We start from the raw sequence: 22,587 nt of genomic DNA, 5'->3' as shown, positions 1-22,587 counted from the left end.
TTTCGCTAGCGTGCCGGGATCTCGCGAAGAGCCCCCGCGCCGTGAATTTCGACTCGATCGAGTACGTGCTGTTCCTGTTGCTCGTCGTCGGCGTGTTCGCGACGTTGCCAGGCCGCGCGCGCGTGCCGTTCTTGCTGGCTGCGAGCCTGGCGTTCTACTCGGTCTGGAGCGTCCCACTCACGGCGCTGATCCTGATCTCGGGTCTGACCGACTTTGGCGTGGGCATGGCCCTTGGCCGGACCGAGCAGCCGACGCGGCGCAAGCTATTGTTGCTACTCAGCGTCGCGGTCAACCTGGGGATCCTGGGCTACTTCAAGTACCGGGGCTTCTTCTTGGACAACCTGCACGCCCTGGGCCTGGTCGAGCAGGGCAGCGTCGTGGACGTGCTGCTCCCGCCGGGGATCAGCTTCTACACGTTTCAGACCATGAGCTACACGATCGACGTCTACCGTCGAGAGCTGCAGCCAACCCGCTCGCCCACGCGGTTTTTATTGTACGTCAGCTTCTTTCCCCAGCTGATCGCGGGGCCGATCGAGCGCGCCAGCAGCCTGCTGCCGCAGCTCGAGGCCCTGGCCCGGCATCGGGTGGCCAGCGAAGACGTGGCGGTTGGGCTGCGGTTGATCGTGTTTGGCCTGTTCAAGAAGGTCGTGCTCGCGGACTACTGCGCGGTCCTGGCCGATCGTGTGTTCGCGGATCCGGCCGCGTACGGCGGTTGGGCTTCGCTGTGCGCTTGCCTGTTGTTCACGCTGCAGATCTACTTTGATTTCTCGGCCTACTCGGAGATCGCCAAGGGCTCGGCGCGGGTGCTGGGCGTCGAGCTGATCTGGAACTTTGATCAGCCTTACCTCGCGCCAAACGTCTCGGAGTTCTGGCGGCGCTGGCACATCTCCTTGTCGAACTGGTTTCGGGACTACGTGTACAAGCCGCTGGGCGGGAGCCAGGCCGGCAAGGGGCGGGTGCTGTTCAACCTTGGCGCGACGATGTTCGTGTCGGGCCTGTGGCACGGGGCGGCCTGGAATTTCGTGCTGTGGGGGCTGTTTCACGGGCTGTTGCTGCTGCTGCACCACCAGCTGCGGGCGCGCGCGTGGGTCGTGAAGCTGCGAGACCGGGCGCCGCGGGTGTTTGGGTTTGCGACCTGGGCGTGGACCCTCCACGCGGTGATCCTTGGGTGGTTGCTGTTTCGCGTCGAGCACCTCGCCGACATCGGCGTGATCGGGGGCTCGATCGGCCGGGCGCTGGTCGGGGGCGAGTCGATCACCGAGGGCGAGCTCGGGATCATCGTTGGCTTTTACACGATCCTGGCGGTCAGCCTGGCCGCGCGTCGCCTGCGTCTGCTCGAGCGGATCCAGGCCAACGCCAGCGTCTCGCTGGTGTTCTACGCTGGCCTGGCCGCGGCCGCGATCCTGCTGGCGCGGGATCAGGCTTCGGCGTTCATCTACTTTCAGTTCTGAGCCAACGCGACCATGGCAGCCGATCCAGACCCAGCAGCTTCGTCGGTCGTCCGCGCGCGGGTGGGTCGAGCCCGTGGGTTTGTGGTGGGGCTGGCCGCGCTGCTGATCCTGATCGATCTGCTGCTGGGCGCGGTCGCGGGCCCGCTCGGGCCAGACACGCTGGACAACGCCGATGACGTGCGCCGCTACCTGCGAGCGACGGCCCAGGCCGAGGGCGCGCCGTGGTTGCTGATCGGCGACTCGGTCGTGGTTGGCGATACTGGCCAAGCCGAGCTGGCGAGCTGGCACGAGCACCGCCTCGTCGACTACCTCGACGCCGAGCTGGCCGAGCACGAGGACGCGGTGTTTCGGCAGGTGGCCTTCAGCGGGATGTTGCCGGTCGACATGCTCGCGGTCATCGAGGCGCTCGACCGCGAGGACCCGGACGCGCGGGTGTCGTTGCTGGTCGAGCTGTCGCCGCGCCACTTCTCGGGGGCCTACGCCCACGACGAGACCCCGAGCCGGCCGTGGTTCGCGGAGCTGACTGACGGCGAAGACGCGGGCGTCTTGGGGATCCCCAGCATGGACGAGGTGCTGGGGATCATCCGGCGCTGGACGCCGATCTACCGCCACCGAGATCGCTTCGCGGACACCCGGGATCAGCTGCTGGCGCCCGCCCAGGGCAGCGCGGAGCAGGTCGCCGAGCGAGGCAACCGGGTCGAGGCGCTCGCGCGGCTGAGCGTGCACTACCTGGATCCCCAGCTTGGCCCGGAGTCGGTCCAGGTCGCGGCGCTGCGAGAGATCGCGCGGCGGTGTCGGGCCAGCGGGCGCAGGCTGGCGATGTTCACGGTCCCGCTGGAGGACGGGTTCATCGGCGGGATCGGGCGGGCCTCGACGCAGGGGGACTACGTCGCGCAGCTCGACGCCATGCTCGAGCCCGACGGCAAGAACGTCGCGCTGCTGCCGATGGACCACCCGCAGTTTCGCTCCGAGCTGTTTTGGGATCACGTGCACCTGCGCCCAGAAGGGCACCGGGCGCTGGCGATCAACTTGCTGCATCAGCTTGGGCTTCGGCTGGCGAATTTGCCCCGCACCGAAGAGTTGATCGGGCCGTGGGGTTTTGACGCCAGCTTGGTCGCGCGGCTTGACGTTGGGTCGAGCAATGGCGCCGCGTGGCAGGCCTTGTTTGCGTCGCCGCACGGGGTCGCGGTGTCGTCCGATGATCAAGATGGACAGCATGACCAGCACATCGTGATCGCAGACACCGGCAACCATGTCCTGCGCCAGCTTCACGGTGATCTGCGGGTCGTCTCGACGTTCGCCGGGACCCCGGGGGTGGCGGGTGATCGCGACGGGCCGCCAAGCAGCGCGCTGCTCGATCGGCCAAGGTCTCCGCTGCTCGTCGGCGACTCGGTCTACTTCACCGACGGCGAGGGCAGCCGGCTGCGCCGGGTCGCGGCGGGCGAGGTCCAGACGGTGTTACGAACCAGCGCCGGTTGGCAGATCCAGGCCCTGCGCGCGCACCAAGGCCGGATCTACATGTTGCAGGCCCGCGCAGCCCAAACGCGGATCCTCGCGGTCGAGCCCGACTTCGCGGCCACGACCCGGGTGATTCGCGGCGAGGCGCCGGGCCTGCAGATCACCGCGTTCACGATCAACGCCGCGGGTGAACTCTACCTGGCGACCGCAAACGGCCAGCTCCACACCGCCAAGGCGTCCGCCCGCGAGCTCGACCTGGCCGCGCCGGACCCACAGCAGCTGCGCTTGGTGTTCGAGAACGTTGGCGGCGAGGTGCTCCCGCAGAACGACAAGCACACGTTCCCGCGCGCGTACGCGGACATCCGGCTCAGCGAGATCGTCGGGCTCGAGTACGTCGAGCGCTACGGCGGCTTGTTGGTCCAGGACCTCGCGCCGCACGAGCCGGGCACCTACGAGCAGCACGTGACCGAGCGCGCCCACCTGCGCTTCTTGGATCTCGAGCGCGAGGTGATCTACCCGTGGCTCAAGCCGCTCACGGTCGGGCTTGGCTACTTCTACTTCAACCAGTCGACCCAGGGCTTCTCGTCGTACTTTCACGAGGGCTCGATGGCGATCGACCAGCGCACGGCCACGTTGGTGTATCTCGAGGACGGGCGCTCGCGCTTGCTGCGGCTCGAAGACGGGCTGTTGGGCGTGGCGAAGATCGGCCAGTTCAGCATGGATCGGCTGGGCTTTCGTGATCTGCTGGGCGCCCGAACCGGCGAGCGGGCGATGTCCGACCACGATCCCACCCGGTTCTTGGACGACGCGAGCGCGACGGACCCCGCGCGCCGCGGGCCCTATGTGTGGCTGCTGATGGGCTCGTCGATGATGTCGATGTCCGAGCTGGTGGGCCAGTACTCGCTGGGGCGGCAGCTCGCCCGGCGGATCGAGCGGGACCTCGCCCTGCGCGAGGGCATCGAGCTACACACCTTCCAGCGCACGATCCCTGGCGGTCGGCTGACCCGGCAGATCACGGCGATCAAGGGCTTCATGCAGGTCGGGCGACCGGACATCATCTCGATCGAGGCGAACACGTCTACGTTCTTGCCCGACGATGCCGACGACGCCTTCATGGCCGAGCAGCTCGAGCGCCTGACCAAGCTCGCGCGGCGCTGGGACTCGAAGCTGGTGATCATCGACACGTCGCCGTACATCGTGCGCAACCGTGAGTCGCTGCGGCCCACGTCGGATCAGGTGGCGCGGTTTCTGGAGCTGGCGCGCGAGCGTGGGTTTGTGGTGATCGATGTGGGCGACGCGGTCTTGGATCGGCACATCGAGGTCGCGCCCTTCGCGAGTCCGCCCGTGAGCGGGATCCATCCGCCGCCGTGGGCGATCGATACGATCGCCGACGAGGTGGCCGCGGCGTTGTCACCGGTGGTCCGCGACTGGCTGCGCGCGCGCGCGCCCGCGCTGCGCTCGGAGGGGCCGGAGTCGGTCGACTCAGCCCGGACCGAGCCGCTTGGGGCGGCGTTTCAGGCCCACGAATTTGGCTGGGCGGACCACTTCGCGCGGCTGCCAGCCGAGGCGACGCAGGTTGACTACGACGGGGACCACTTGCTGGTGTTCGTTGATCTGGCCCAGGTGTCCCCGGGCTTGGCCGAGGCGCTGGCGAGTGATGAGCGCCTCGACGAACTGGTGCTGGCCGTCGTGTACGAGCAGACGGTTCGGCTGCACAACGGGGCCCGGACGGCGGACATCGTACTGGCGCGGTTTGGGCACTACGACGAGTACGGCGCGGGCGTGAATGAGGGCGCGACGATCGTCAGGCGCGAGCATCTGACCCACGAGACGCTGGGGGATGCGCTGCAGGTGTTCATCGAGCGGCGCTAGTTCGACTCGAGCGTTCCGCGCTCGACTCGGGCCTACTATGTCTTCAAGGGGGCTTCAAAAAGCCTTCGGTCGCCCCAAACGCTCGCCTGTCGGCTCGTATTGGCGAGGCTCCGGCTCAGACCATCGCCTCGCAGCCTGAGTGGGTGCGGGGTTCGATGTGCTGATCGGGCAGCGCGCACGACCCGTGAGGGTCCCTCCGGGCACGGAGGGCTCAAGGCGCTAATTTGCGTTGTCATGGATCGCTGTCGGCGAGGTCGGGCTGTGGCTTCGGTGGTGCACTCGCAACGCCCTCTTATTGTGCCCGGAGGGACCCTCACGGGTCTTCTGTGCGCTTCTCGTCGTTCGAGACGGCAGCTACGCGCTCGGGATCGGGCAGTTCTTGGTCAACCACCGCTCCACTCGAGCGGGCCGTCGTCCACGCCTGCCGGTTGCGAGCGGGTTGTCATCGGCGGCTTCTTGGGCGACGGGACGGGACGGGACGGGACGGGACGGGACGGGACGCCAGGCGACGGGACGGGACGGGACGGGACGGGACGGGACGCCAGGCGACGCGACGGGACGGGACGCGACGCGACGCGACGGGGGGACGGGACGGGACGCGACGCGACGGGACGCGACGGGACGCGACGCGACGGGACGCGACGGGACGCCATGCGACGAGTGGCGACGCCACGCACGCCACGCCGCTGCACGCCGCTGCACGCCGCTCGGATGCTCGCGTGCGACAGCGCCGGGTCGACGTCGTGCTCGGGGAGCGCTGTCGCTGCACCTGCGCGACCACTCGAAAGCCTTCGAACGACCACCGCAAGCATCGAGTGCAACCACCGCAACCAGCATTGTTGGACCCCAAGACGTCCCTCGATCCCGAGCGCGTAGCCGCCGTCTCGAACGACGAGAAGCGCACAGAAGACCCGTGAGGGTCTCTCCGGGCACAATAAGAGGGCGTTGCGAGTGCCCGACCGAAGCCACAGCCCGACCTCGTCGACAGCGATCCATGACAACGCAAATTAGCGTCTTGAGCCCTCCGTGCCCGGAGAGACCCTCACGGGTCGTGCGCGCTGCCCGATCAGCACATCGAACCCCGCAGACCCAAAAAGTACGACCCGGCCCCCCAACTCGTGCGGCCGCGCGCCCGCTCAAGACATGGGTTCGGCGAGCTCGAGCAGCAGCGCGGCCATGATCTCGTCGTCGCTCGCGTCGTCGACTTCGATCGGCTCGGTTGCGGGCGACGGCGCGGGGGCAGGCGCGGCGGGGTTGGGGGCGAGCGCCTCGGGTGCCGCTGGCGTCACGAGCTCGAGTAGGTGCCCGGCGAGCGCGACGATCGTGGGGAAGGTGAACAACAAGGTGCTCGGCAGCTTGTCATCGACGAGGGTCTGCAGCTGGTTGCGCAGCTCGAGGCTCATCAGCGAGTCGAGCCCGAGCTCGGCCAGCGGCTGATCGTGGCTGACCTGGGCCGCCGAGACGCCGAGCACGCTCGCGGCTCGATCGAGCACCCAACGCTCGAGGCTGCGCCGGCGCTCGCGGGGTCCCTTCGCGTCGGCGAACAGCGCTTCGATGCTGAGCGTGGGCGCGGGCTTGGCCGCGGCTCCGGGCTCGAGCAGGGCAAAGCGCGGGGTCTGGCCCATCTCGGGCTGGGCGCTGCGGTACGCCGGCCAATCGAGGGGTGTCGCGCTCACGTGGACCGGCGCGACGGCGCTGGCCAGCAGCCGACCGAGCAGATCGATCCCGGCGTCGGGTGAGAGCGAGGGCAGCCCACGCCGCGCGAGCCGGGCCCCGCGGCGCTCGTCGGCGGCGGCCAAGCCGATGTCCTTCCATGCACCCCACGCGATCGACAGGGCGGGCAGCCCCTGCGCATGGCGGGCGGCGGCGAGTCCGTCGAGGTAGGCGTTGGCGAGCGAGTAGGCCCCCTGGCCAGGTGATCCGAGCACGCCCGAGAGCGACGAGAACATCACGAAGTGCATCAGCGGCAGCTCGCGGGTGAGCTCGTGCAGGTGCTGGGCGCCGTGGACCTTGGCGGCGATCACCCGGGCGAAGCGGGCCTCGTCCAGGTCACGCAGCAGCGCGTCGTCGAGCACCCCGGCGCAGTGGATGATGCCCTCGAGCTCGTGTTCGTGGGCGCCCACGAGCTGAGCGACGGCGCTTGGATCTGCGACGTCGCAGGCGGCGAACTCGACCTCGCCGCCGCGCGCTCGCATGGCGTTGATCTGGGCTTGGGCAGCGTCGCTCGGGGGGCGCCGACCCACGAGGACCAGCCGCTTGGCGTTGGCGTTGACGAGCAGCTGCGCGCAGCGCAGGCCGAGCGCACCGGTGCCTCCGGTGATCAGCCAGGTGCCGCCAAACAGGTTGAGCTCGACGGAGTCGGCGACGGGCAGCATGATCCGGTCGGTCCGATCCGTGGTTTGACCGGGGGTCGGATCGGGGTTGGGTAGCTCCAGCACCAGCTTGCCCGTGTGCCGACCGCGGGCCATCTCGCGCAGGGCTTCGGCGCCGCGCTCGATCGGCCAGGTGCGAAACGGGAGCGGCTGATAGCGGCCCGCGTCGACCCGGGCGACCAGCTCGCGCAGGGACTCGCGCAGGGCCCTAGAAGCCAACAGCGCCGGCTCGCCGATGTCGACGGCGAAGAACGCGACGTTCTTGCGAAACACCTCCATGCCCAGCCGCTTGTTGGCGTAGATGTCGGTGCGCCCGATCTCGAGGAACCGGCCGCCGCTGCGCAGGATCTCGACGCCAAGCCGCAGGTCTTCGCCGGGCAGGGTGTTGAGCACGACGTCGACGCCCTCGCCGTCGGTCGCCTCGCGCAGCCCCTGGAACCACGCGTGCGAGCGAGACGACCACGCTTGCTCGCAGCCAAGCTCGAGCAGCAAGGCCCGCTTCTCGTCGGTGCCGGCGGTGCCGTAGACCGTGGCGCCAGCATCCAGGGCGATCTGGATCGCCGCTTGACCGACGCCGCCGCTGGCCGAGTGGATCAACACGCGGTCCTCGGGGCCGATCCGCGCGAGGTTCACGAGGGCATGAAACGCGGTCAAGAACACGCCGGGGAGGGTCGCGGCGGCGGCCGGCGAGAGCCGCTTGGGCCGGCGCGCGAGCAACGAAGCGCGGGTGATCGCGTGGGTCCCGAAGCCTCCGCCGTTCAGGATCGCGACGACAGGATCGCCAACGGACCACGCGTCAACGCCGGGGCCGAGCCGCGCGATCCGTCCGCTGCACTCGACGCCCAGCGGCGGCGGGCCGTTGACGCCGGGGTACAGGCCGTGGGCCTTGAGCACGTCGGAGAAGCTGACGCCGGCGGCCTCGATCGCAACCTCGACCTCGCCATGGCCAAGCTCGCCGCGCTCGAGCTCGCGCAGGGCCAAGCTGCCAAGGTCGCCCGGCTGCGCGCACCACAGCCGAAACGCGCGATCTTTGGCGTCGGCGATCCGCTGCGGGGGCGCCGGGGGGATCGGGGCGCCGCGCCAACGCGCGGCCCAGATCTGGCCTGCACGAAGCGCGAGCTCGCGCTCGCCGTCGTCGGGGCCGAGCAGGTGATCGATCATCGCGGCGACCGAGGCGATCGGCGGGTCTGGATCCAGATCGATCAGCGACAGGTCCCACGCCGCGAGCTCGTGTCGCAAGGTTCGGCCCAGGCCCCAGGCTGCGCGCGCGCTCGGGTCGACTGATCCTTGGTGATCGGGCAGCGACCAGGCGCCGCGGGTCACCACCACGACCGCGGCCGGTTCGGCGTCGACCAGCGCGATCCGGTGGAGCGGCTGCCAGAGCTGTTCCAGCGCGGGGCTGCCGAGCTGCACCCACGTCGCGCCTTCGAGCGCTGCGGCGGTGAGGGTCGCGGAGGCGTCGACGCGGGTGACCTGATCCACGCCGCGCTCGCGCAGGGCGTTGGCGATCGTGCGCGCGAGCTCGTCTTCGCCGCCGCAGATCAGCCACGCGCCACGCGGCGTCGTCGCGCTGGCGGGCGCGGGCGCGGGCGCGGGGATCCACGTGTCTTCGAACAGGCGCAGATCATCGAGGGTCGCGGTCTGCGAGTCGACGCGACGCAGGCGAAGACCCCTCATGATCGCTACCGTCTCGCCGCCCTCGGTGAGGACGCGCAGATCCGTCACGGCTTCGCGGGCGCCGAGATCGTCCTGCGTGGGTTCGCGCAGCGAGGCGTGAACGAGGGCGCGCTTGGGGACCGCGGCGCGGACCACCAGCGACTCGACGCCAACCGGCAGCCAGCGTCCGGCGGCCAACAGCGGCGCGACGGCGTGCTGGGCTGCGTCGACCCACGCGGGGTGCAGGGCGTCGCCACGCGCGACCTCTTCGGTCGTTTGCAGCTCGGCGAGTGACTCGCTGGCGCTCGGGTTCAGGCGCAGCTCGACGAGGCCCTGGAACGCTGGGCCGTAGCGCAGACCCGCCGCGGCCATGCGCTCGTAGAGCACCTGCCCGGCGAGGACTTCGGTGCAGCGTTGGCGGAGCTTGGCGATCGGCTCGCCCACCTCTGCAGCCGCGGGCGGCTTCGCGATCACGCGCGCCCGCGCGTGGCGGACCCATGAACCCCCCGCGCTCGAACCCTCTTGCCGCGCGGCCGTCTCGAGCGAGAGCACCTCCGCGTCCCAGACCCCGGGCTCGACCATGTGGCAGACCGTCTGGACCTCGACCTGCTCGTGCTCGGCGAGGGTCAGGGCGCCCTCGATCGTCAGCCCGCGGACCTCGACCTCCTCGCCGCGCGCCGCGACGGCTCGCCGTGCCCAGACCAGGTAGGCCGCGCCTGGAACCACGATCACACCGCCAACGCGGTGATCACCCAGCCAGTCCTCGCCGGTGAGCTGCAGGGTCAAGACCCGGACGCCCTCGTTGCCGGCCTCGGCGATGATCCGCCCGTCGCTCGAGCTGCGCGCGGGCCCGATCGCCGGCCAGTAGCGCTGGCGATCCCACGGGTAGCTGGGGAGCTCGATGAAGCTGCCGTGCGGGTTGAGGGCCGACCAGTCGGGGTCGTGGCCGCGCTCGTACAGGCGGCCAACGAGCTCGAGCATGCTGCGGCGGTCGCTGGCGTCGTGACGCAAGCTGGGCAGGCACACGCTGCGACCTTCGTGGGCCTCGCACCACTGCTTGATCCCGTAGCCCAACACCGGGTGCGGGCCGATCTCGACGAAGGTGACCGGCCCGCGCGAGAGCAGCTCGAGCACGACCTCGTCGAAGCGCACCGGGGAGCGCAGGTTGTCGCTCCAGTAGGTTGGGTCGAGCTCGGTGCCGGTCACGGCGCGGGCGCGGACGGTCGAGTACATGGTGGTGGTCGCCGGGCCCGGGCGCAGGCCTTGCAGCGCGGCCTGCAGCGGCTCGATCAGGGCGTCCATGCCGGGGCTGTGCGAGGCGTAGCCGATCGCAACCCGGCGAAAGAACCGCCCGCGGGCCTGCAGCTCGACACCGAATCGATCCAGGGCTTCGGGCGCCCCGGCGAGCAGCACCGTCTGCGGACCGTTGACCGCGGCGACGCAAAGCTCGTCGCCGATCTCGGCCTCGGCTTCGGCCCGCGACAGCTCGACGACCGCCATGCCGCCGGCCGGCGCACGCTCGGTCACCAGCCGGCTGCGGCTCTCGATCACCCGACCTGCATCGGCGGGCTCGAGCGCCCCGGAGATCACGGCCGCCGCGATCTCGCCCATCGAGTGGCCGACGACGCCATCGGGCCGCAGCCCCCAGCTCTCGAGCAGCTGGGCGAGCGCGATCTGGATCGCGCACAGCAGCGGCTGGACGAACTCGGCGCGTTCGAGGTTGCGGGCGTGCGCCTCGGTCTGCGCCGGGTCCGAAGCGACGAGCTTGGCGCTCACCGACCACCCCAGCGTGGGCTCGAAGGCCGCGGCGATGCTGTCGATCGCGGCGCGAAACACTGGCTCGTGGGCGTAGAGCTCTTGGGCCATGCCCAGCGTGTGCGAGCCCTGACCCGAGAACACGAAGATCAAGCGCGCGTGCCGGCCGACCTTGGTGGGCTCGGCTTGACGCAGCAGCCCGGGCAGCTCGTCACGCCCGCCAAGCGCGGCGATCCGCAGCGGGTGATGATCTCGATGGGCACCCAGCGTGCGCGCGATGTCGTCGAGTTCACGCGCGGTCGTGTCTGGCTGCAAGCGCGAGGCGATCGCCTGGGCTCGCGCCGTGACTGCGGCCAACGAGCGCCCAGACAGCGGCAGCAAGTACAGCGCCTCGTCGGCATCGGCTGGCCTGCTTGCTACGCGCGGCGCCAGCGTTGCCGGGGTGGGCGCTTGCTCGAGCACGATGTGGACGTTGGTCCCGCCAAACCCGAACGAGCTGACCCCCGCGAGCCGTCGCCCGCCCTTGGGCGCGTCCCAGGCGACCGCGCGCGTGGGGATCTCGGCCCGCAGCGGGCCCAGATCAATGTTGGGGTTGAGCGTGTCGAGGTTGAGGTGCGGCGGGACCACGCGGTGGCGAAGCGCGAGCACGACCTTGAGCACCCCGGTGATCCCCGCGGCCGACTCGAGGTGGCCAAGGTTGGTCTTGTGCGAACCCAGCCACAGCCGCTCGGCCCGGCCGCCAAACACCTCGGTCAGCGCCCGGACCTCGATCGGATCCCCCAGCGGCGTGCCGGTGCCGTGGGCTTCGATCATCGACACTTCACCAGGCTCGACCCGCGCGCTCGCGAGCGCCGCTCGGATCACCGCGGTCTGCGACGCCGGGTTGGGAACGGTCAGGCCGCTGGCGTGGCCGTCGTGGCGGACCGCGGAGCCGCGGATCAACGCGAGGATCCGATCCCCCGCACGCTCGGCGTCGGACAGGCGACGGACCGCCAAGACCACGCAGCCCTCACCGCGGACGTAGCCGTCGGCGGCGCTGTCGAAGGTGCGGCAGCGACCACTTGGCGACATCGCGCGGGCGCGGCTGAGGAACACGCCGAGCTCGGGGGCGAGGATCACGTTCACGCCAGCGACCAGCGCCCGATCACACTCGCCGAGCCGCAGTGACTGCGCGGCCAGGTGCAGGGCGACCAGCGATGAAGAGCACGCCGTGTCGATCGCCATGCACGGGCCCTCGAGGCCCCACGTGTGCGACAGACGACCGGCGGCGACCGAGGTGTCGGTCCCGGTGAAGTCGTACGCGCCGATGTCCTCGGCGGCCCCACCGTGAAATTTGAGCTGGGCGAAGTCCTCGGTGCCAATCCCGACGAACACACCGGTCTGGGTGCCGCGCAAGCTCGAAGCCGGCCAACCGGCTTGCTCCAAGGCCTCGTGACCGACCTCGAGCAACAGCCTTTGCTGTGGATCCATGCGCTCGGCCTCGCGGGCCGAGATCCCGAAGAACGCTGGGTCGAAGTGGGTGAGGTCGCCGAGGAAGCCGCCCTCCGCCGAGACCATGCGCCCGAGGTGATCGGGGTCGGCGTCGGTCCAGGCTTGCGCGTCCCAGCGGTCTGCCGGCACCGGGGTGATCGCGTCAACGCCAGCTTCGAGCAGGTTCCAGAACGCGTCGACCGAGTCCGCGCCGGGCAGCCGGCAGGCGACGCCAACGATCGCGATTGGTTCGTCGAGGCGCGGGTCTTTGCCGGCTTGGATCGGCTGACCGAGCTCGGTCTGGGGCTCGATCTGGGTCTCGCGGACCACGAGCCCGCGCGCCGTGGGCTGCGGCGGCCCGACCATGGCCATGGCGGAGGGTGTGCCCCAGTCGACGAAGCCCAGCGCCGCGCGTGCGAGCGCCGACACGCTGGGGTGCTCGAACACCAACGTGCTCGGCAGCGACACCGCCAGCGCCTTGCCCAGGCTGGTCAGCAGCGAGATCGCCAGCAGCGAGTCCATGCCAAGCGAGAACAGGCCCTCGTCGCGGGGCAGCTCGGTCTCGAGCATCAGCGCGGTCTTGGCCTGCGCTTCGATCCAGTCGGCGAGCGCGTGCTCGCGCTCGGACTGCGACAAGCGCTCGAGCTGTTCGAGCAGGGCGGTCGTGGGGGTGGCCAGCTCGGGTGGCGTGGCGGCGCGCGAGCTCGGCGGCCGATCATCGTGATCCCACTGGGTGGCCTCGACCACGAGCAGCTCGCGGTCGTCGGGATCGAACATGGCGATCCGCGTGTGCGTGACCACCAGCGCGCCGACGCGGCTCGGCGTCGCCCGGCCCTGCAGTCGGCCCCAGCCACCCAGGACCCGCGGCCCACCGTGGATCAGCGAGCCCAGGCTGCGCGCCAGCTCGAACGCGCGGAGGGTGGTGACGCCGTCCAGACCCAGGCGCCAGCTCGCGCCCGCGCGCTCGATAACCACGACGTCGGCCCCGAGCGAGCGCTGGATCGCCGCGAGCTCGGCCTCGAGTTGGTCGCGCGGGAACGGCTCCCACGCCGCGTCGCTCGACCACGATTCGGGGGCCGCGGGGGCGCCCAAGTTCGCGTTCAGCAGCTCGCGCCAACCCTTGCCGTCGTCGGACCAGACCTCGACGCCGTCGCGCGTGCGCGTGACGTGGACGCGGTCGGCGTTGTGGGTGCTCGCGGCCATCAGCGCGTCGACGAGCGGCGCGTCGACGAGCGCGAGCAGCAGCGCGATCAAGGCGCCGGCGTCGAGCTGATTGCGGTCGACTGGCCTCGCTTCCCAGGTGGGTCGCGGCTGATCCAACCGAACGAGGCCGGTCCAGCCCGCGGGCGCGACCAAGATCTTGCCGGGCGGCCCCTGCGTGCGGGTGGCTGGCACCGGATCGGGGAGCCGATGACGCTGGCGCTGCCACGGGTACGCGGGCAGCGAGGTCACGTTGGCCGGCGGGATCAAGCGATCGAGCTCGACCGCCACGCCCAGCCCGTGGAGCCGGCCGGCGGCCTCGGCGAGCTCGAGGCGGGCGTTGCCGTCGCGACGCAAGCTCGAAACGATCGCCGAGCGAGCGGCGTCGTGATCCGTGCCACGCGCGGCGAGCACCTGGGCGATCGGGATCTGCAGGGCCGGGTGGGGGCCAAGCTCGACGAACACCGCGTCCATCTCGCTCGCGATCGCCTCGATCGCCGCGGCGAAGCGGACCGGCTGGCACATGTTGCGGACCCAGTAGTCGAGGTCCAGCGGCTCATCTCGGCGCGCGCCGTCGACCGTGGAGTAAAAAGCCAGCGTGGCCGGCTCGGTCTCGACGTTGCCCGCGAACTTGCGCAGGCGAACGCTCGCGGCCGTGACCGCGGGGCTGTGAAACGCGTAGTCGGTCGTCACCCATCGCGCGAACCGACCGGTGCTGGAGAACTTGGCCCGGAGCTGCTCGAGCGCCGCGTGGGGTCCCGCCAGCACGCACGAGCTTGGCCCGTTGATCGCCGCGACGCTCACGTTTGGGACGCCGAGCGCCCTGGCCTCGTCGGGCGTGATCGCGAGGGCGAGCATCGCCCCGCTCCCGCGGAGGTTGGCCATGACCCCCGCGCGCATGGTCACGATGTGGCAGGCCTCGAACAAGGGCAGCGCGCCGCAGGCCCACGCGGCCGCGAGCTCACCCACGCTGTGGCCAACAACGGCGTCCGGGCGGATCCCGTGCGAGGCAAACCAGGTCACCAGACCGACCTGCAGGGCGAAGATCGCAGGTTGCGCGATCTCGGTCAGGTCGAGGTCCTCGTCGCGCAGGGCGTCGAGCACCGAGGTCCCACCCAGGCTGAGCACGAGCCCGTCGATGTCCTCGAGGATCTGCCTGACCTCCGTTGACGACTCGAGCAGCTGCCGGCCCATGCCCTTGTAGACGCCGCCCTGTCCAGCGAACACGAACACCACCGACGGGGTCGAGCGACCGGCGTGGACCATCGGGGCTGCGCGCAGTCGTTCGCCGAGCTCGGTCGCGCCGTCGCCCGCGGCGGCGAGCCGCCAGGGGTGGTTGCCGCGTCGTCGCGCCGCCGTGTGACACAGGTCCGCCAGCGGTGGGTGATCACCCGCGAGCAACGCGGACCAGCGCTCGCGCAGCTGCTCGAGCGCATGCTCGTCGCGGGCAGACAACAAGAGCAGCGAGGGATCCGGCGACGGCGGGTGTTCTTCGACGGACAGGCCCCGCTCGAGGATCACGTGGACGTTGGTCCCGCTGAACCCAAACGAGCTCACGCCTGCGAACTGGCTGGTGAAGTCGGTCGCGTACTGGGGCACGCGCAGCGGCGAGCTGTCCCACGGGACCATGGGGTTGCCGCGATCGAAGTGGATCTGCGGTGGGATCATCCGATGCTCGAGGGCGAGCACGGTCTTGATGAACCCCGCGACCCCCGAGGCCGACTCGAGGTGGCCAAGGTTGGCCTTGAGCGAGCCAACCCACAGGGGCGTGTCGTCGGCCAAGCGCATGGCCTTGGACAGGGCCTCGAGCTCGATGGGATCACCGAGCGAAGTCCCGGTCCCGTGCGCTTCGACGTAGCCGACCTCTTCGGGTTGGACGCCAGCCTCGGTGATCGCCGAGCGCAGCAGCGCGCGCTGGGCCAGGCCGTTGGGCACGGTCAGGCCGCTGGTCCGTCCGTCGTGGTTGAGCGCCGAGCCGCGGATGATCGCGCGGATCCGATCGCCCGCGAGCATCGCTTCACCCAAGGGCTTGAGCACGACCATCCCGCAGCCCTCGCCGATCGCAATCCCGTCGGCGCCCGCGTCGAACGGACGGCAGCGCCCCGTCGGCGAGAACATCCGGTTCTTGCTGCGCTCGACCAAGGTCAGAGGCGAGAGCAGGGCATTGACCCCGCCCGCGATCGCCAGGTCGCACTCGCCGGCACGCAAGCTGCGGACCGCCAAGTGGATCGCCGTCATCGACGAAGAGCACGCCGTGTCGACCGTCAACGACGGCCCATGCACGCCCAAGAAGTGGCTCAAGCGGCCCGAGAGCACCGAGCTGCGGGTCCCGCTGGCCGTGAAGCCGTCCACCCAATCGGCCTCGGCGCGGCCGAGCAGCTTGGCGCCGTGATCGTAGTTGAGCGCCCCAACGAACACCCCCGCCGAGCTGTCCTCGAGCCCCGAGAGCGTGACGCCAGCGTCCTCGAGCGCGTTGACGCCGACCTCGAGCAGCAGGCCCTGCTGCGGATCCATGCTCAGCGCCTCGCGGGGGGAGATCCGAAAGTAGCCAAGATCAAACGCGTCGACCTCGTCGATCAGCCCGGCCTCGCGCACGTAGGTGCGACCGGGCGCGTCGGGATCGGGGTCGTACCAGGGCTCGATGTCAAACCGCTCACCTGGGATCGGGACCACCGCGTCGGTGCCCGCGAGCAGCATCGACCACAGATCCTCGGCCGAGTCGGCGCCGGGGAATCGACAGGCCATGCCGATCACCGCGATCGCGGCGTGGTCGCTGGCGACGATCTGCCGGGCGACTTGCTGCTCGACCGTCAGCCCCAGCAGCTCGCCAAGGTGACGGACCAGGCGCGGCAGCGTGGGGTAGTTGAAGGCGATCGTCGCCGACAATTGCAGGTGCAGGCGCTGCTCGAGCCGGCTGCGCAGCGTGACCGCCATCAGCGAGTCCATGCCCTGCTCGGCGAAGCCCACGTCGTGCGCGAGGCCCCGCTCCTGGCCAAGGATCTCGAGCACTTCGGCCTCGACGGCGCGCTCGAGCGCGGCCACGTTGGCGATCACCTCGGTGGTTCGCGGGGCGCTCGGCGCTGGCAGGATCTTGGTGACCAGATCCTCGAGCAGCGGCGGGGTCCAGGACAGCGAGTCCGAGAATTGGTCCCAGTCGACAGGGACCAGGACCAGGTGCGGCGCGTCCATCTTCCACGCGGCGCCAAACCACTGCACGCCCTCGTTGGCGTCGAGCGGGCGCACGCCCGAGCGACGAAAGCGTTCGCGATCGTGCTCGGTCAAGCGCTGTGATTGGTTGGTCCAGATTCCCCAACTCTGGCTCTGGCCTGGCAGGCCGGCGGCGTGGCGCTGCTCGGCCAGGGTGTCGAGGAACGCGTTGGCTGCGGCGTAGGCCCCCTGCCCGGGGTTGCCGAGCACCGAGGCCATCGACGAGAGCAGCACGAAGCGCTCGATCGCGTGGGCCTGGCACAGCTCGTGGAGCAGCACCGCGCCCGTGACCTTGGGGGCCATGACCGCGTCGATCTGCTCGCGGGTCAGGGTTGCGAGCGGAGCGTCGTGCAGGGCCATGGCCCCGTGGATGACCCCGGTCAGCTCGGGCAGGGTTGCGAGCAGGGCCTCGAGCGAGGCGCGATCCGTGACGTCGCAGCGGGCGAAGCGGATCGCCTCGCCAAGGTCCCCCAGCTGGTCGCGCGCGGCCAACGAAGGATCGCTGCGACTGGCCAAGATCACCTGCTCGGCGCCCGCCGTCTCGATCAAGTAGCGTGCGAGCTGACGCCCGACGAAGCCGGTGCCGCCCGTGATGAGCACCCGCCCACCTGCCCAGCTGGTCTCGGCCCCGGGCGCCGCTGGGACCAGGCGTCGGACCAGCCGACGGCCGTTGACGATCGCGACTTGCTCCTCGTGATCGTCGACGAACAGCGCGTCGGACAAAAGCGCGACCGCCTGCTCGTCCGCCAGGTCGATCATCCGGTGCGAGAGCTCGGGGTGCTCGCGCTGCAGCACCCGGCCAAGCCCCCACAGAGCCGCCAGCGCGGGCGAGCCCGCGTGACCCGGGGAACCCGGGAAGACCTGCGCGCCGCAGGTGACCCACGTCGACGTCGCGCCGGCGTCGACGACCGCGCGCAGGACCTCGACGGCCGCGCGCGTGAGCGTGACCGCGGCTTGGTCGGCCGGGCCCTCGGGGGTGGTCCACAGCGCGATCACGTGGGCGCGCTCGCCCGCGCGCAGCGTGGGCGCCAGATCTTCGCGCAGCACCAGCTCGACGTCGGAGCCGGCGTCGTGCAGCAGGTAGCTCAGCTCCTCACCCAGCGGCGTGATCTCGTCGACCACGATCACGCATCGGTCCGAGGGCGACACCATCCCGAGCGGCTCGGGCCGCCAGCTCAGCTGCAGCGCGCCGACAGGTTCACTGGCGGCGAGATCGGCCCGGTCCACAGGCAGCAACGAGACGTCACCAATGTGGGCCAGCAGGCCGCCGTCGCTGCGATCCCACAGCGTGATGTCGCCGCTCAGCGGCCCGCGCGGACGCGAAGCCACCGCGCGGACCCGCTTGGCCTGGGTTCGAAACAAGCGCAGGTCGGCCGTGAACAACGCGTTGGCCTGGCCATCCATGGGCGCGTCGACGAACAGCAGCTGCAGCGCGGCGTCGAGCAAGGCCGGGTGGACCCCGCGCTCCGAGCCGGCTTGATCGACGCCGTCGGGCAGCGCGAGGTCGGCGATGATCGTGTCGCCGTCGCGAAGCAGCCGCTCGATCCCGCGAAACGCTGGGCCGTAGTCATTGCCGGCCTCGGCCCACTTGGCGTAGGGCGCCGGCTCGGTCGCGGCCTCGTCGAGCGTGGGCATCTCGCCGACCGGGAACTCGGCGCTGCGCTGCAGCCGAGCCTTGGCGTGGCGGACCCAGGTGTCATCGAGAGACTTGGTCGCGAACAGCTCGACCGCGTAGCCCTCGGCCTCGCGGATCGCCGAGACCTGAACGGCGCGGGCGTGTCCGTCGAGGATCAGCGGGGTCTCGAGCACCGCGTTCTTGACCTCCCAGCTGCCCGGCACGCTGGCGATCACCTCGCGCATCCACATGATCATTGCGATGCCGGGCACGGCGATCTCGCCGTGGACCCGATGATCCGCGAGCCACCGCTGGCGGTGGTGATCGAGCTCGAGCTCGAGCACCCAGCCACCGGCGGCGCTGGGGCGGGGTCCAGTCGAGCGGGCCGAGGAGGCTGGCGGCGGCCAGAACCGCTCGCGGTTGAACACCGAGGTTGGCAGCGGCGCGATGTTGGCTGGCGACAGCAGCGTCCGCGTGTCGAAGGGCACGCCCGCGACGAACAGCTCGGCCAGCGATTCGAGCAGCGCCTCGACCTCGTCGTGCTCGCGGCGGAGGCTGCCGACGACCGTGCCGCGGTCCCCGAGCTCCGCGAGCCCCCGCTCGATCACGCCGGTCAGCAACGGGTGGGGTGAGACCTCGATGAAGATCTGCGCGCCATCGTTGATCGCCCGGCGCAGCGCCCGATCAAACCGTACCGGTCGGCGCAGGTTCTCGATCCAGTACGAACCGTCGAGCTCCTCGCCGTCGAACTCGCGGTCGAACACCGTGGAGATCATCGGCACGGCCGCGTTGACCGGCGTGAGCGCGTCGAGCTCTTCGTACAGCGCGTCGCGGAGCTCGTCGATCTGCGCGCTGTGTGACGCGATGTCGACGTCGATCTTCCGCGCAAAGATGTCACGCTCGCGCAGCTGCTCGACCCATGCGGTCACGGCCGCGGGATCCCCCGCGACCACGCTGCTCTCGCCATCGTTGACGACCGCGAGGCTGAGCTCGTCGGGCAGCAGCTCGATCAGCGCCTCGAGCCCAAGCCCGACCGCCGCCATCGCCCCCCGGCCGGCGATCCCCAGCAACAGACGACTGCGCCGCGCGACCACGGCCGCGCCGTCGGTCAAGGACAGACTGCCCGCGATGCAGGCCGCCGCGATCTCGCCTTGCGAGTGGCCGATGACCATGTCCGGCTCGATCCCCCACGAGCGCCACAGCCCGGCGAGCGAGACCATCATCGCCCACAGCGTTGGTTGGATCACGTCGATGCGCTCGAGCGTGGGCGCGCCCGGAACCCCGAGCAGGACCTCCCGCACCGACCAGCCTGTCTCGGGCAGCAGCGCCGCGTCGCAGGCGTCGAGCGCTCGCGCAAAGGCAGGGGCGCTGGCTAGCAAGCGCCGCCCCATGCCGACCCACTGCGCCCCTTGTCCGGGGAACACGAACGCGACCTTGCCTCCCTCGCGGGCGTTGCCTCGGTGGACCACCGGCGCACCACTGGCGCTGTCGCTAGAGCTGCTGTCCAGCTGCGTGAGCCCGCGCAGCAGGGTCTCGCGGTCCGCGACGACCCACGCGGCCCGGTACCGGTGGTGCGGGCGGTGGCGCAGCATCGTCCACGCGAGGTCCTGCATCGCGACGCTTGGATTGCGGGCGAGGTAGCCGTGGAGATCGAGCGCCGCGCGTTGGAGGCCCTCGGGGGTGGTTGCGGTGACGGGGACGATCGTCGGTCCACGCGGCGTGGGTGGCTGGACCAGGCCGCGCTCGTGGAGGGTCTCGAGCAGGGCGTGGAAGTCGACGTACTCGTCTTGCTCGCGGTGGGTGCAGGCCAGCGCATCCACGGGGCCGTCGATCGTCTCGATTGTCTCGATTGTCTCGAGCGTCTCGCGGATGGCGGAGCCCAGCACGGGGTGCGGTCCGATCTCCACGAACACGGCAGGCCGCCCGCGGCCCAGCTCGCGCACCCCGTTGAGCAAGTCGAAGGGCAGGCGCAAGTTCTTGGCCCAATAGTCCGCGCCCGCGACTTGCGGTGACGCCCACCCGTCGAGGGTCGTCGACCACCAAGGGATCGCACCAGCGCACGGGGTGATGTCTGCGAGCGCCGCTCGCAGCTCGTCGAGGATCGGCTCGACGAGTGGGGAGTGGGAGGCGTAGCCAACCCGGCCCCGACCGCAGCGAACCCCCTGGGCCTCGAACAACTTCGCGGCCGCGTCGAGCGAGCTCGGGCTGCCGGTCACCAGCGTGCGACGAGGGGCGATCTTCCCCGCGATCGACAAGCCGGCGGGCAGCGTCTCGAGCTGCTCGAGCGGGAGTCGCACGACCATGACCTCACCGGTACCAGCGAGGTGCGCGGCCGCGAGGCGGGCCCGCGCGGCGATGACCGAGGCTGCGTCTTCGAGGGACAGGTGACCCGCGACGTGGGCGGCCGCGACCTCACCAATGCTCTGGCCGATCACCTTGTCGGGGCGGACGCCGTAGGCCGCCAACGTTCGCGCCAGCGCGACCTGAATCGTGAACAGCAGCGGCTGGATGACGTCGGGCGACTCACCGGGTTCGCTGCCACACAGGCGCTCGAGCGCCGACCAGCCGATCAGTGGACGCAAGGCCGCGTCACAAGCCTCGACGGCTGCACGGAAGTCGGGCTCGCGGTGGAGCAGTGCTTGGCCCATTCCCAACCACTGGCCGCCGTGACCCGAGAACACGAACACGAGGTCGCAGCTCGCCGGGGCGAGAGGCGCTCGCTCCTGCGTCATGTGGACTGACGAACTGGACCGCAGCGCTCCAGGAGCGGAGGTCAGCGCGACGTGGGCATTGGTCCCGCCAAACCCGAACGAGCTGACGCCCGCCAAACGCGGCCGCTCGCGTTCAGGCCACTCGAGCATCTGCGTCGGGACCCGCAGCTGCAGCCGATCAAAGTCGATGTGGGGGTTGGGCGTCTCGAAGTGCAGGTTCGGCGGAATGAACCCGTGGTGCAGCGCGAGGGTGGTCTTGATCAGCCCAGCCATGCCAGCCGCGGCCTCGAGGTGGCCCAGGTTGGTCTTGACCGAGCCGATCACCAGCGGTGCTTCGCGCCCCGGAGAGAACACCGCCCCGATCGCCTCGGCTTCGATCGGATCGCCGAGGTAGGTCCCCGGTCCGTGGGTCTCGACGAAGTCGACCTCCGCGGGGGGCAGGCCGGCCACCGCCCACGCGCGCGAGATCACGGCCTCTTGGGCGTCGCCCGAGGGGGCGGTGAGTCCGTTGGAGTAGCCGTCGTTGTTGATCGCGCTGCCGCGGATCAGCGCGTAGATTGGCGCCCCCCGTTCGAGCGCGAGCGACAGAGGCTCGAGCAGCACCACGCCAACGCCCTCGCCGCGCACGTATCCGTTGGCGCGGGCGTCGAACGCCTTGCATCGGCCGTCGGGTGCCATCGCCCCGAACTTGCTCATTGCGACCGAGCTCAGCGGCGAGAGCAACAAGTTGACCGCGCCCGCCAGCGCGCGCGTACATTCGCCCCGCTGCAAACTCTGCACGGCGAGGTGCACGGCAACGAGCGAAGATGAGCAGGCCGTGTTCACCGTCAAGCTTGGCCCACGAACACCCAACAAGTAGGACAGGCGCCCGGCGATGATCCCGGGGTCGTGACCGGTCGCGCTGTGCTGTTCAACCCTGGTGGGATCATCACCCACGACCCGATCCCAGTCGTTCCACATCGCGCCCGCGAACACGGCCGTCGAGCTGTGTACGAGCGAGCGCGGGACAATTCCACCGTTCTCCAGCGCCTCCCAGGCGACCTCGAGAAACAGGCGCTGCTGCGGATCCATCTCCCGCGTCTCACGCGGCGATATGTTGAAGAACCCGGGATCGAAGCGGTCGACCTGGTCGAGGTAGCCACCCCATCGCGTCGCCGACTTGCCCACCGCCGTTGGATCGCTGTCGTACCAGCGAGCGGGATCCCAGCGCTCGAGCGGGACCTCGGTGATGGCATCGACCCCGTCGTGGAGGAGCCGCCAGAACGCCTCGGGCGAGGCCGCGCCTGGGAATCGACAACCCAACCCAACAATTGCGACTGGCTCGTTGACCGAAGCGGTCAGCTCGGCCGGATGCGTCGCCTGCGGACCGCCGCCTTCGAGGTAGTGGACCAGCGCGTCGATGGTCGGATAGCGCCACGGGGTGGTGGTTGAAAGCGAGCGACCCACGTGGGCCTCGAGCTTGGTCAACAACGCCAGCGCGAGCACGGAGTCCAACCCCTGATCTCGCAGCCGTCGGTCGAGCAGCACCCGTTCGGGACGGACCTCCAGGAGACCTGCGACTTGTTCGAGGATCCACTCTCGGAGTGAACTAGCGCGGTTGACAGGCGAGTCGGCCATGAAATGGATAGCGTAGGTCTTGCTTGCCGGGCGACGGCGGTCCTGGCAGCCTTGACACGAGCGGGGAGAGATCGTCTGGAGAAGATCGTCGCCCCGAAGACCCTGCCTCACATTCAAAGCGCGTCAAACGGTGACTTGACTCCCAGCCGCGTTTGATTTGATCCCAGCGCTCTCGACGCTCGGCCGCATCTCCGATGTCCAAT

At 70.3% G+C, this 22,587-nt stretch carries 3 protein-coding genes; 2 read left to right on the top strand and 1 reads right to left on the bottom strand.

Annotated elements, in window-relative coordinates; genetic code table 11:
* The first annotated feature begins 41 nt into the window (after positions 1–41).
* Together DB30_RS27545 and DB30_RS27540 are read left to right on the top strand one after the other, a co-directional pair.
* Positions 42–1,451, top strand: a complete 1,410-nt coding sequence (locus DB30_RS27545) for an MBOAT family O-acyltransferase (protein ID WP_052554354.1) — start codon at positions 42–44, stop codon at positions 1,449–1,451.
* Positions 1,452–1,463: 12 nt separating this feature from the next.
* On the top strand, positions 1,464–4,781 hold the full coding sequence (locus DB30_RS27540) for a hypothetical protein (protein ID WP_146660876.1): 3,318 nt from the start codon (positions 1,464–1,466) through the stop codon (positions 4,779–4,781).
* Positions 4,782–5,917: 1,136 nt separating this feature from the next.
* On the opposite strand, the gene DB30_RS27535 is transcribed toward DB30_RS27540, so the two are convergent.
* Positions 5,918–22,384, bottom strand: a complete 16,467-nt coding sequence (locus DB30_RS27535; RefSeq protein WP_146660869.1) for a type I polyketide synthase — start codon at positions 22,382–22,384, stop codon at positions 5,918–5,920.
* Between the last annotated feature and the right edge of the window lie 203 nt (positions 22,385–22,587).

The sequence above is a fragment of the Enhygromyxa salina genome, from assembly GCF_000737335.2.
GTDB lineage: Bacteria > Myxococcota_A > Polyangia > Nannocystales > Nannocystaceae > Plesiocystis > Plesiocystis salina_C.
Note: the sequence above shows the minus strand (reverse complement) of the source record. Positions and strands in the feature narration are given on the sequence as shown.

What these genes read in the sequence shown, in the direction of transcription:
- DB30_RS27540 (WP_146660876.1), top strand. Translation starts at nt 1,464, where the DNA reads ATGGCAGCCGATCCAGACCCAGCAGCTTCGTCGGTCGTCCGCGCGCGG.
- DB30_RS27535 (WP_146660869.1), bottom strand. Translation starts at nt 22,384, where the DNA reads ATGGCCGACTCGCCTGTCAACCGCGCTAGTTCACTCCGAGAGTGGATC.